We start from the raw sequence: 12,775 nt of genomic DNA, 5'->3' as shown, positions 1-12,775 counted from the left end.
CTCTACTATTGTATTTTTGAATTCCTCTGTGTATTGTTTTTGACCTCTTGCCATTATAAACACATCCTTCTCTTATTTATATTTTAATGTGTTCGGCTTTTCGTGTCTACAATATTATACTAACACCAATATCTTGCTCAGTCGCTTCCTATATGGAAGCGTGGATTGAAATTTTAAATCATCCTTTAACAGTGTTTTGTCTAAGAGGTCGCTTCCTATATGGAAGCATGATATATCCTAAAGTAAGGGGTGATTTTATACATATTACATTAATTCTAGAATATGTAATATGTAAAACAAATAATCCATATTTGAAGTTAGACAAAATCAATTAACCTTATATAAAAGAAGGAGTTGTTAATAAAGTGAAGAGTTCGATGAAGCATTTCTATATATTTAATTATATATGAAAAAGCAAGAATCAATGAAATAGAGTTTTTAATGTTATAATAAAAGTATAGTCGCTTATCAGTGAAAGCATAAGGAAAGAAATCAAAAAATGATAAAAAATTAAAATAGGATAAAAGATAAAAAAAAACAATAGCGATTATTGTGTCAAATTATATTGGATTAGAATTTGGTGTAACTTCTGGCAGTATTGCAATATAGTTATACCGCTGACTAATATAGCAAATATCACAAAGGGAATGGTTATTGGAGCAGTATTATCAACAAATCTTTAATAAGTTAACTATACTTAGAAAAAAATATTAAATGATGGGAGGTTAAAACGTGGAGAGAAATTTTGCATTAACACCTTTAGAGGTTGCGGAGATGCTTAAAATATCAAAGAATACTGTTTATGAATTAGTAAAAAGAGGAGAGCTTAATTCTTATAGGGTTGGTAACAAGGTAAGAATAGAAATGAAGGATATAGAAGATTATAAGAATAAATCTAAAAAACTTCAAAATACTAAACAAAATGATGAATCAGTTAATTCTAATATGACATTAGCGACTCCATACCAAATAGAAGAAGGTCAGGAAAATCATGATTTCGTCATTTGTGGCCAAGATATTATGCTTGATATATTATCTAGATATTTACAACATAATGTTAAAGGGATTCAGGCACTTAGATCTTATACCGGAAGCTATAATGGGTTATATGCTCTTTATCATGGCAGTGTTCAGATTACTGCTACTCATTTATGGGATGGCGATACAGGGCAGTATAATATACCTTATGTAAAAAGAATGCTTCCAGGAATAGCTGCAATTATAGTGCATCTTGCCAAAAGAATGCAAGGAATTTATGTTGCAAAGGGTAATCCTAAAGGAATAAAAGGGTTAGAAGATCTAAAACAACCTGGAATTAAGATAATAAATCGCGAAAAAGGAAGTGGTACGAGAATCTTGCTCGATGAGCATTTAAAAAGGCTAGGTATAAGCACCCAAAGTGTAGCTGGATATGAAAGAGAATGTTTTTCACATCTTGCTGTAGCTAGCACTGTTTCTAGAGGAGAAGCAGATTTTGGTATTGGTAATGAAAAGACTAGTCAACAGGTAAAGGGAATTGATTTTATCCCACTGCAAACAGAAAGCTATGAACTTGTTATTAAGAAAGAGGATATTCAAAAACCATATTTTCAGTCTGTGCTTCAAATTATTCGGTCTGATGAGTTTAAATTAGAACTACAGGGTATTGGTGGATATGATTTAAAAGATTTAGGGAAAATAACAGCAGAGACATAGGAAAAGTGATTTAGTCTTTATGCTAGATCACTTTATTATTATGATAAACAATAAATTTGATATAGAAGTAGATCATTGTTGAACTTTTTCTTGTATAAATATATAATAGAACATAACGGAACATAACAATAGCGATTAAAACATTACTGTCGTGTGCGTTTTTGTTATGTTTCGAATGAAAACGTTTTAAATATATTATAGGGGGAAGAAAAATGAAAAAAAGGTTAAGTTCTTTATTAGTTATGTCTTTAGTTATGGTTATGTTGGCGATGACGGGTTGTGGTCAGAAGGCTAATCCAGCACCAGTAGCTTTGCCACAACCAGTTACATTGACAATTTCTGCGGCTGCAAGTTTAACAGAGGTAATGGGGGAAATAAAAACACTTTATAAAGTAGAAAAACCAAATGTTACAATAAATTATAATTTTGCGTCTTCAGGAATACTTCAGAAACAAATAGAACAAGGTGCTGAGGTGGATTTGTTTTTTTCAGCGGGTACAAAACAGATGGTTGCTTTGAAGGAAAAAGCTTTGCTAATAGATGATACCAATGTTAATTTAGTAGGAAATAGTGTAGTTCTTATAGTTAAAAGTGATTCTACATTGGGTATTAATGATTTCAAGGATGTGGCAGATGCTAAAATTGTAAAAATAGCATTAGGAGAACCAAAAACAGTTCCTGTAGGTCAATATTCAGAAGAAGTATTTACATCATTAAATATCCTTGATATAGTTAAGTCAAAAGCTGTTTACGCAAAAGACGTTAAGGAAGTTTTGACTTGGGTTGAAACCGGAAATGTAGATGCGGGAGTAGTATATGGTACTGATGCTAAAACTTCTAAAAAAGTAAAGGTTGTTGCACTTGCTAGTGATGATTTATACAAAACACCGGTGGTATATCCAGCAGCTGTAATTAAAGCTAGTAAAAATATAGAAGATACTAAGAATTTTTTGAAATTTTTATCTAGTGATAAAGCAAAAGAAGTTTTTACAACATATGGTTTTGATTCTCTTTTGAAATAAGTTAGGAGTTGAATAGGATGTCGGAATTTTCACCCTTATGGATTTCCATAAAAACAGCTTTTACAGCTACTTTTATAGTGTTTTTCATTGGAATTGCAGCAGCTTGGTTTATGTCTAGATATAAAGGCCGCGCTAGAGGGATTCTAGATGGAATTCTTACCTTACCAATGGTACTTCCTCCAACAGTTTTGGGTTTTATATTACTTATTATTATTGGAAAAAATTATCCCATTGGTAAACTACTAAATGGATTTGGAATCACATTAATATTCACCTGGGCGGCTACAGTTATAGCTGCAACTGTAGTTGCTTTTCCTTTAATGTATAGGACCTGTGTAGGTGCTTTTCGTCAAATTGATGTTAATGTTCTTAATGCGGCTAGAACCTTGGGAGCATCAGAGTGGAAAATATTTTGGAAGGTAGCAGTTCCACTGGCCTTACCTGGAATTGCAGCAGGTACAGTACTAGCCTTTGCAAGGGCTTTAGGAGAGTTTGGGGCTACCATGATGATTGCTGGTAGCATTCCTGGTAAAACGCAAACAATTCCTATTGCAATATATTTTGCAGTGATTGCTGGAGAAAATTCTAATGCTGTTAAATGGGTTATACTAATATTTATAATATCCTTAACAGTCATGGTAGCTAGTGACAAATGGACTGAAAAGCAAGGGTTTTTAGTATCCTCTGCAAGGGGGAAATAATATGGGTTTACAAGTTAATATTATAAAAAAACTACCAGACTTTGAGCTTAGAGTTGATTTTAAAGCAGATAATGATATTTTAGGATTTTTAGGAGCATCTGGATCAGGTAAAAGCATGACACTAAGTTGTATAGCAGGAATTATTACTCCAGACAGTGGGAAAATAGTATTAAATGACCGAGTCTTATTTGACTCGGAGAATAAAATCAATATTCCAATTAGGGAAAGGAAAGTAGGATTCCTTTTTCAAAATTATGCCCTGTTCCCTAATATGACCGTAGAACAGAACATTGGGTTTGGTCTTCCTAAAAGTATTGCTAAAGTTGAAAGAAACAATAAAATTAAAAAGAAAATTCTAGATTTACAGCTTAATGGAATGGAAAAAAGATATCCGTCTCAATTATCAGGAGGTCAACAACAGAGGGTTGCACTTGCTAGAGCTCTTGTCGTGGATCCTGAAATATTACTCCTTGATGAACCTTTTTCGGCATTGGATGAGCATCTTAGGAATAGTATGATAGTACAGCTTAAGGACGACCTTATGATGTTTAAAGGAACTTCTATTTTTGTCACACATAACATAGAAGAAGCATACCAATTATGCAATAACATAATAATTATAGAAAAGGGAAGTATTGATGCTATTGGAAATAAAGATATTATATTTAATAGCCCGCCAACACTTTGTTCTGCAAAACTAACAGGTTGTAAAAATATTTCAAAGGCTAGAAAAATTGAAAATAACATTATAGAAGCTATTGATTGGGGATGTAGAATTACTTTTGATTATGAAATAGAGGATAGTATAACAGATATCGGAATTAGGGCTCACTATTTAGAAATTATGCTGGATGATGAAGATGTAAATACTTTCAACTGCTGGGTTGTCTTTACTGGTGAAACTTTATTTAGAAGGAGTGTATATCTTAAATTTAGTGAACCTATAGGAGATGAAAAAGATTATCATATACTGTGGGATATTTCAAAGGAAGAATGGGATTTGATTGAGGGAGAATCTCTTCCTTTGAAAATAAGAATTAACCCAGAGAAAGTTATACAAATCAATACAAATAGATAGCAAACATAAAAGAATAAGATAGTTAAATGATAATAAATAATAAATATATGGGAGATTAATATGACTTTTAAACTAGTAGTTACTGATATGGATGGTACTTTTTTAAATAGTAAAGACGAAATATCCTATGAGAATTTAAAAATTGTGGAAGAATTAAATGAAAGAGGAATTTTATTTTCTATAGCTACTGGTAGATTGGATACAATGATTAAACCTTATCTGAGGCAAATAGGAAATAATAACCCAGTTATATCTTGTAATGGTGCACTAGTTAGAAATCTTAGTAAAGGTGAGTTCTATCATGCACAGATTATAGAAAGAGAGGATTTCACAAAAATTATAGATATCTGCAAGAAAAATAGTCTTGTCTTTGCTGTATATTGTGAGTATACGGTTTATAGTGAAAGTATAGAGGGCAGAGTAAAGTACTTTGTAGAGCGTAATGAGGGCCTATGTGAAGAAGAAAAGGTAGCTATTAAAATTGTTGGGAATATATACAAAGACTTAGATGAAAAAGTATTTAAAATTTTAGTATCAAATGATAATTTTGAACTTCTTGAACAAGTTAAAGAAGAAATAAATAAAATTCCGGGCATTGAGGCAATTAAATCATCCTCAAACTTACTAGATATTATGGCAGCGGGAGTAACTAAAGGCAATGCGCTAAAGGATTTAGCAGAGACATTGAAAATAAAAAGAGAAGAAATTATTGCTATAGGTGATAACCATAATGATATTAGTATGCTCCAGTATGCAGGATATGCTATTGCAGTTGCAAATGCAGAGCAGGTTGTAAAAGACATAGCGGATTTAGTAACAGTTTCAAATGATGAAGACGGTGTTGCAAAGGCACTAAGAGAAGTGCTTAATATATAATAGATTACTAAAGGTATAAAATAAAAGGAGCAACAGAAATTTATTTCAAATTTCTGTTGCTCCTTTTATTTTAATCAGTGGGATTTAAAACTACCAGGGTATTTCCAATTTTTTGATTTTTCCAATTAAAAACCATACAGGAATCTAAATTAGGGTCATACATATTAACCGCTTCATCTTTGAGGAAATTTTTCAAATTAAAGGCTGCATATATAAAAGCTGCCTTTTTCTTGTTTACACTAGTGTATTTTCTCATATTAATTAACCCACAAGCTGCGCCTGCTATATGGAATGAAGGATCATATAAGCTATTACGACTATCACAAACTATTAACTTAACATTTTCTCGAAGTTTGCTTATAAGCTGTCTTAAAAGAGTCATTCCTTTTCCTTGAGGAAGCTCTACATCTGTTATTTCAGCACTTAGACTTTCACAGACCTTACTCCATAATTCCCTATCTGACTCTTTATCAATATCTAAACAATCTCCCAGGGTTATGGACTCAAGATATCTTAAATCGTGGAATACATTACAATCTTTCAAAAGATCACAAAAATCAATTATAATAGGTTTATTTTCAGCTATTATAATATTATCTCCTTGAAAATCTCCATGTGCATATGATGTAAGACAAACTACCTTTAAATTATTCCAAACATTTTCATTATTAAAATAATAGTATGGATTAGGTAGCAAGATGTCCGTTCCATCTAAAGATATCCACTTTATATTTTTGCTTACCCCTATGGATTCAAAAGCTTGTATATATTTACTATCCATATATCTATAGGAAAGTTCGTTTTTAACTATATCCATTGGAGACATGTTCTGTTTAACATGCTCTTTGTTCCAGGTAAATAAAAACTTAGTTATCGCTGATACTATATTATCTTTAAGCTCATCTTCTTTTAGAACCTTATCCAAAAATGTAACACTGTTATATATGTCATCCCCTGCTAAATCATATAAGTTAACATACAAGGTACCCTTGCTTTTATGTTGAATTTTATAACTAGATAGTAACTTAGCTATATACTTTTGCATATTGTTTTCTGAAGCGAGTCCGTAAGCCTTTTGGAATACTTCTGCTTCATTATTTTTAGTTACCTTTAATATACCTACTCTATTGGCACTTCCATATTCAACCATAAATACTCCGGCCTCAGACCTTCCACTTTTAAAAGTTTTTAATACTTGAAAAGGAGCAAATTTATCTTTTGTATCTTCACCTATCTTATTTATTTGATTAAGTACATCTGTAATATCCATAGTTAAACCTCCCAAGAAACATTTATAAAAATTGCGCTTTATTAAAATAAGCTCAACTTCATATAGTATAATATAATCACTCTGAATACACAAATCATTGTGAAGAATTCGGGGTTGCTATTTTTTACAAGGTGTAATATAATTTATAAGAAATGTAAATGCAAATGATTTGCATTTAATGAAAGGGTGAATAAACAATGAAAAATATAGTTACTAAAATAACATCACTAATACTTGTATCTGTAGTGCTTTTTAGTGGATGTACTTCTAAAAAAAATAATGAGGCATCATCTGATGCTGTTGCAAATAGTAAAGCTTTGACCGTTGCAGCTTCCTTTTATCCTATGTACATATTCTCATTAAATGTAGCAAAGGATGTTCCAAATGTAAAAGTTATAAGTATGACAAAACCAATGACAGGCTGCCTTCATGATTATTCAGTTACTACTGATGATATGAAAACACTAGATGGAGCGCAGGTATTTGTAACTAATGGTGCTGGGATGGAATCATTTATGGAAAAGGTAACAAAACAAATGCCTAATCTTAAAGTTATTGAGGCTAGTAAAGGAATACAACTTATTAAAGGTGAAGGCAATGAGGGAGATAATCCCCATTTATGGGTAAGTATATCTAATGCAATAACTCAAGTGAAAAATATATCAGAGCAGTTATCTACAATAGATCCTGATAATGCACAAAAATATAAAGCAAATACAGAGGCATATATAGTTAAACTTGAGGCTCAAAGAGTTAAAATGCACAAGTCATTAGATACTATTAAAAATCGTGACATAGTTACTTTCCACGAGGCATTTCCGTATTTTGCTAAGGAATTTAATTTCAATATAGTAGGAGTTATTGAACGTGAACCTGGTTCTGCTCCAAGTGCAAAAGAATTACAAGAAACTATTGAACAAGTAAAAAAATTAAAAGTAAAAGCATTGTTTGCAGAACCTCAATATCCTGCTAAATCTGCTGAAACTATTGCAAAAGAAACAGGTACAAAAGTATATACTCTTGATCCCTTTGTTACAGGCCCTATGGAGGCAGATGCATATATTAACATTATGAACAGTAATTTAAAAGTGTTAGAAGAGGCTTTAAAATGATAAATAATAATAAAATGATAAATGCTAATAAGTTGACAAATAGCGTTAAAATTAACAGTATAAATTGTAAAAAATGCAGCTGTGGTTTATGTTGCACAAAAATAAAAGATTTTGGTGTAACTATTGGAAAAACAGAAATATTAAAAGATGTCAATCTCCACATTCATTGTGGGGATTTGACTGCCATAATAGGAGCAAATGGTGCAGGAAAGAGTACACTATTAAAAGCACTATTGGGAGGGATACCACATTCAGGGCATATTACTTTTGCTGGCGGAAACAAAAAGGTTATAAGTAACCCTAAAATGGGGTATGTGCCTCAAAAACTTGATTTTGATAGTAGCTCACCGGTAAGTGTTATGGATATTTTTGCAGCTACATTAAGTAGTAGACCTATTTGGTTTTCTATTTCCAAGGATATAAGAAAAAAAGCTCTTAAAAGTTTATCCTTGGTTGATGGAGAATATCTTCTAGATAAGCGTTTAGGGGTATTATCTGGTGGAGAATTACAAAGAGTGCTTTTAGCCCTAGCACTAGAGCCTATACCAGATATATTATTATTAGATGAGCCAGTATCAGGAATTGATCAAAATGGGCTAAAACTATTTTATAAAACTGTATCAAATCTAAGGAAAGAATATGATTTATCAATCATTTTAGTTTCTCATGATCTACATTTAGTATCAAAATATGCGGATCGCATTGCATTTATCAATAATAAAACTATTGAATGCTGTGGTACGTCAGAAGAAGTATTTAGCAATGAAAAAGTAATTGATGTGTTTGGTGTAGATTGGAATAAGGTTTTGGTAGATAAAAATGATGGGGAGGATGACTAATGTCTTTATGGTATAATATCATAGATTTTTTACTTCCCTTTGATTGGGCTCATTATACATTTATGAAAAATGCATTATTAGGGGTTTTATTGGTTACTCCTATGTTTGGTTTACTTGGTACAATGGTTGTAAATAATAAAATGGCTTTTTTTTCAGATGCACTGGGACATTCAGCTCTTACGGGAATAGCAATTGGGGTAATTTTAGGTATAAAAAATCCAATATGGTCTATGCTAGCATTTTCACTTATGCTTGCTGTAGTAATAACAAAAGTTAAGAATGTAAATACTTCCTCAACGGATACTATAATAGGTGTTTTTTCATCTACAGCAGTTGCACTTGGTGTTGTACTGTTATCATTTGGAGGTGGATTTACAAAATATTCGGTTTATCTTATAGGGGATTTATTAAGCATTAGTGAAATTGATTTGTTAATACTTCCAATTATATTTGTAATTGTGGTTATTATTTGGGTAATTGCCTTTAATAAGCTTCTCTTAGTAAGTGTAAATCCATTATTGGCAAGAAGCAGAGGTATTAACGTTAATTTTTATGAATATCTATTTACAATTACTGTTGCAATTATTGTAACAATATCCATTCAATGGGTAGGAGTTCTAATTATAAGTTCAATGCTGGTGCTACCTGCGGCTGCGGCAAGAAATATTTCTAGCAATATGAGGCAGTACCATATATATTCTATAGCAATTGCACTTATTTCAGGGATTGTAGGACTTATTTTATCTTATTTTTTAGGTTCTGCTTCGGGTGCTACTATGGTACTGATTTCTTCAATGTTTTTTGGAATTACATTTTTTATGAAATTGAAATTCTATTCATAGAAATAGAGAAAGGAGCTAGATTAGCTCCTTTTTTAATTTCCATCTATTCTCTTACAGCAAACAAATTACAAAGTTTATTCTTATTTAGGTTTTTACCAATTATACACAATCTCCCTGTATAATCAGGGCTTATAGTTTTAACTTCAAATTCACCAGGAACATAATCAAATTGTAACCATGTATTGTTAGTACTTTTTACAATTCCTTTTCCTCTCAAAATCAAACCATAAGTTTTATGGTTTGACATATTGCTAAGAATTTCTTTTAGTACCTCTTCTTCGTATACATTTGGAGTCTCAGCACCCCAAACTTGAAAAACTTCATCTGCATTATGTTTATGCGCGTGAGAATCTCCACTTTGATTCCATTTATCATAGGAATGGCCCTTTATAGAAAAGTTTTTCGCACTTTTTATTTGTTTTTCTAATGATGCTGAATCATTTTGCTCTGCAACATCTATTATAATATTTGAAGTTATGAGCTCTAAGGCTGTTGTGATTATATTACATTTATTATTTAACTTACGTATAGAATTAACCACAGACTCTAGATTTTCTTTATCAGATTTTTCCGTTCTACTTAAAATAATTGTTTTTGCATTTTCTATTTGATTTTCAAAAAACTCACCAAAGTTATCTATGTATAGTTCATATTTTAATACGTCTACAAGGGTTATAATCATATTAATTTTTATTAGAGCTTTTAATTTAGTTGAATCACAGGCTTTGATTATATCTGAAAGTTTTGCCACGCCAGATGGTTCTATAATTATTCTATCTGGATTATACTTTGTTACAATCTCTTCAATAGCTTTTCCAAATTCTCCAACAAGAGTACAACAGATACACCCAGAATTAATCTCTTTTACTTCGACATTTGATTTTTTAAGTATGCTTCCATCAATACCAATTTCACCAAACTCATTTTCAATTATAACTATATTTTCGCTATGTAATTTTTCTTCGAGGAGCTTTTTTATCAAAGTGGTCTTTCCAGACCCTAAAAATCCTGAAATTATATCGATTTTTGTTTTCATTTTCTATACCTCCAAAATTTAAAGCATTTTATTTAAGTTCCCATTACTTTCTTTAATGTTAATTTGTAAGACTTTTTAACTGTAAATGATGCTAGGAAGCTAACAATTAGAATTGCTAGGAGGTCCCAATATAAAGCATTAGTAGGTCCGATAATCCAGGAACATAAGGCTATAAAACCCATACCCAGGAAGATTAAAGTAGTCCAGACGTATGACTCAGGATTATTGGTTAGCTTAAGTTCACAGGAAGCTAAAGTTGGATAAAGCAAATTTGTACATAAAAGATAAAGCACAATAAAGAATAAGTACAACCAAGGCAATTCCTGATGACTAAAAATTGATACAAAAAGAGTACCAATGAAACCTATAATATAGATTACATAAGTGTGAAGGTAAGCAATCTTTATAATATCTTTAGTTTTTATAGGAAGAGTTAAACAGAAAATATATCTCTTTTCAGATATTTCATTCATGCCCATGGATACAATGAAAAAGCCTACTATAACTACGAAAAACAGTTCGTAAAAGTCACTTTGTACACTAAATAAAGCATTTACTACTGAAGGAATAATCAAAAGTATTGCATATAAAAAGGTTTTATAAAAGAATCCAGCTTTAAGCATTTTAACATAGTTTAATAATAGTTCCTTCATTTCAATTACCCACCTTCTCCGAGATTTTCAAAGGTAACTTGCAACCTAAAAGATAACTGATTATAGTTGAAATAAGCATAATAATTAACCCTGAAAGCCCGCCGATATGTCTGCAGGCTTTTAAGATAGGAATGAACCGTGTCCCTAAACCACTGAACATATTTTGTTCGTTTATTAAAGTACCTGGTTGCAACTCGGGAATAGATATCAAATAAAATATAAACACAAGTGATAATAACAAGAGTGTAGGAAACAAGTACCTAAAAGCCTTATATTTTTTAGATGATAAAGATGAAAATCCTATTGATATATTTACAGTCATAGTCCATATACAATAGATCAATACAAGGAATCCTGAATATGCTGATATAAGCTCACTTGTGCTAACAAAAGCATTTAATCCTATAAGATATATTACTACAATAAAATATGGAATACCTACTATTTGAAAAATTCCGAATTTCACATTATATATATCTTTTTTTAATACTGGTGCCTGTATTAGAAAATTATTTAGATTACCAGTGATTTTTCCTTTCACCCTAGTAATACCTTGAGTGCTAAAAATAAATACATAAGATAAGTTGATTAAATTCAGTACCTGAACAACTATACTGCTAAAATTTATTATTGTTCCTCTATTTACATAATCCTGTACCAACCGTGTTGTATCGTAACATATCATTATTGATATTAGTCCAGTGAAAAATATAGAAAATCGTAATAACCACTCAGTATTGCTTGGATACATAAACCAAAAGGCTTTAAATATCTTAATAGTTCTTTTCATAATTATCACACCCCCAAATATTAAAGGTTAATAAATTTTCAACACTTGGGTTAGTGCCTTTGATATTTTTAAAATATTCATTAGCTTTTTCTCTTAAAATCAAACCTTCAAAAGCAATTTCACCTTTTCTAATTCCAACAAACTGATGCTCAAGCCCTTTTAGCTCTTCTATGCCTCCAGCTAATACAATATATTTTTCTTCGATTTTATCAATTGAAAGGCTTTCTATTATTTTACCACCGTGAATTAAAGTTATATAATCTGCTATTTTATCTAAATCCGAGGTGATATGTGTTGAAAAGAATACTGATTTTTCTCCATCAGACACAAACTCACGAAGTATATCTAAAATCTCAATTCTTGCAACGGGATCAAGTCCTGCGGTGGGCTCATCAAGAATTAAAAGGTTTGGCTGGTGTGCAAAGGCAAGAGCAAACATTGCTTTTGTTTTCATACCATTAGAAAACTCACCTATTTTTTGTTTCAAGGGAATTTTCCATTTCGAAACATAGTTATTGAAAATATCCTCACTCCAATTATCATAAAATAAGCTAAGGGCTTTTGCGTGATTGTGCACAGTAGAAGTACTTACAAAATAATCTTCATCTGGTATATAGCCAATATGGGACTTTACATATATCTCTTGTTCCACATTATCCTTTCCAAGAATTTTAATTTGTCCTGAGGTTTTTCCTATTGCATTTAATATTAACTTAATAGTAGTAGTTTTTCCTGCTCCGTTTTCTCCTATAAATCCCATAATGCATCCTTTTTTAAGAGTAAAGTTTACATTATGCAAGCTAAAATTCCTAAAATCCTTATTTAAGTTTAAGACCTCTAATATATTCTTCATTTTTAGTG

General features: G+C 31.2%; 13 protein-coding genes. 8 read left to right on the top strand and 5 right to left on the bottom strand.

Features of this window, described 5'->3' with window-relative positions; all coding sequences use genetic code 11:
- Positions 1–732 precede the first annotated feature (732 nt).
- The 5 genes from KPL50_RS14235 (at position 733) to KPL50_RS14215 (ending at position 5,372) form a co-directional block, all read left to right on the top strand.
- The gene (locus KPL50_RS14235) at positions 733–1,695 is read left to right on the top strand and encodes a helix-turn-helix transcriptional regulator (RefSeq protein WP_216299191.1); all 963 of its coding nucleotides are present in this window, start codon (positions 733–735) and stop codon (positions 1,693–1,695) included.
- A gap of 212 nt (positions 1,696–1,907) precedes the next feature.
- Positions 1,908–2,717 (top strand): molybdate ABC transporter substrate-binding protein, encoded by an 810-nt coding sequence (gene modA / locus KPL50_RS14230; RefSeq protein ID WP_216299190.1) that lies wholly within the window; start codon positions 1,908–1,910, stop codon positions 2,715–2,717.
- Between the two features lie 17 nt (positions 2,718–2,734).
- Positions 2,735–3,418 (top strand): molybdate ABC transporter permease subunit, encoded by a 684-nt coding sequence (modB, locus tag KPL50_RS14225; RefSeq protein ID WP_216299189.1) that lies wholly within the window; start codon positions 2,735–2,737, stop codon positions 3,416–3,418.
- 1 nt (position 3,419) lies between these two features.
- Positions 3,420–4,496, top strand: coding sequence for a sulfate/molybdate ABC transporter ATP-binding protein (locus KPL50_RS14220; protein WP_216299188.1), 1,077 nt, complete (start codon positions 3,420–3,422; stop codon positions 4,494–4,496).
- Positions 4,497–4,556: 60 nt separating this feature from the next.
- Entirely contained in the window at positions 4,557–5,372 is an 816-nt protein-coding gene (locus tag KPL50_RS14215) for a Cof-type HAD-IIB family hydrolase (RefSeq protein WP_216299187.1), read from the top strand.
- Positions 5,373–5,442: 70 nt separating this feature from the next.
- On the opposite strand, the gene KPL50_RS14210 is transcribed toward KPL50_RS14215, so the two are convergent.
- The gene (locus KPL50_RS14210) at positions 5,443–6,642 is read right to left on the bottom strand and encodes a hypothetical protein (RefSeq protein WP_216299186.1); all 1,200 of its coding nucleotides are present in this window, start codon (positions 6,640–6,642) and stop codon (positions 5,443–5,445) included.
- Between the two features lie 197 nt (positions 6,643–6,839).
- On the opposite strand from KPL50_RS14210, the gene KPL50_RS14205 reads away from it, so the two are divergent.
- Genes KPL50_RS14205 through KPL50_RS14195 form a run of 3 tightly spaced genes read left to right on the top strand, consistent with a single transcriptional unit; the run spans position 6,840 to position 9,435 of the window.
- Entirely contained in the window at positions 6,840–7,754 is a 915-nt protein-coding gene (locus KPL50_RS14205) for a metal ABC transporter substrate-binding protein (protein ID WP_216299185.1), read from the top strand.
- Between the two features lie 14 nt (positions 7,755–7,768).
- On the top strand, positions 7,769–8,593 hold the full coding sequence (locus KPL50_RS14200; protein ID WP_216299198.1) for a metal ABC transporter ATP-binding protein: 825 nt from the start codon (positions 7,769–7,771) through the stop codon (positions 8,591–8,593).
- Positions 8,593–9,435, top strand: coding sequence for a metal ABC transporter permease (locus KPL50_RS14195; RefSeq protein ID WP_216299184.1), 843 nt, complete (start codon positions 8,593–8,595; stop codon positions 9,433–9,435). The genes KPL50_RS14200 and KPL50_RS14195 overlap by 1 nt, the downstream gene beginning before the upstream one ends.
- A gap of 43 nt (positions 9,436–9,478) precedes the next feature.
- Here the strand turns inward: KPL50_RS14195 and KPL50_RS14190 are convergent, their stop codons facing one another.
- The 4 genes from KPL50_RS14190 to KPL50_RS14175 are packed head-to-tail and all read right to left on the bottom strand — an operon-like array spanning position 9,479 to position 12,767.
- On the bottom strand, positions 9,479–10,471 hold the full coding sequence (locus KPL50_RS14190) for a GTP-binding protein (RefSeq protein ID WP_216299183.1): 993 nt from the start codon (positions 10,469–10,471) through the stop codon (positions 9,479–9,481).
- A gap of 32 nt (positions 10,472–10,503) precedes the next feature.
- On the bottom strand, positions 10,504–11,124 hold the full coding sequence (locus KPL50_RS14185) for a hypothetical protein (protein ID WP_216299182.1): 621 nt from the start codon (positions 11,122–11,124) through the stop codon (positions 10,504–10,506).
- Position 11,125: 1 nt separating this feature from the next.
- The gene (locus KPL50_RS14180) at positions 11,126–11,914 is read right to left on the bottom strand and encodes a hypothetical protein (RefSeq protein WP_216299181.1); all 789 of its coding nucleotides are present in this window, start codon (positions 11,912–11,914) and stop codon (positions 11,126–11,128) included.
- Positions 11,898–12,767 (bottom strand): ABC transporter ATP-binding protein, encoded by an 870-nt coding sequence (locus KPL50_RS14175; RefSeq protein ID WP_216299180.1) that lies wholly within the window; start codon positions 12,765–12,767, stop codon positions 11,898–11,900. Before KPL50_RS14175 ends, KPL50_RS14180 begins: the two co-directional genes overlap by 17 nt.
- Positions 12,768–12,775 lie beyond the last annotated feature (8 nt).

This window comes from Clostridium sp. CF012 (assembly GCF_018861755.1).
Classification (GTDB): Bacteria; Bacillota; Clostridia; order Clostridiales; family Clostridiaceae; genus Clostridium_AD.
The sequence above is the reverse complement of the archived record's forward strand: the minus strand, read 5'-3'. Positions and strand labels throughout refer to the sequence as shown.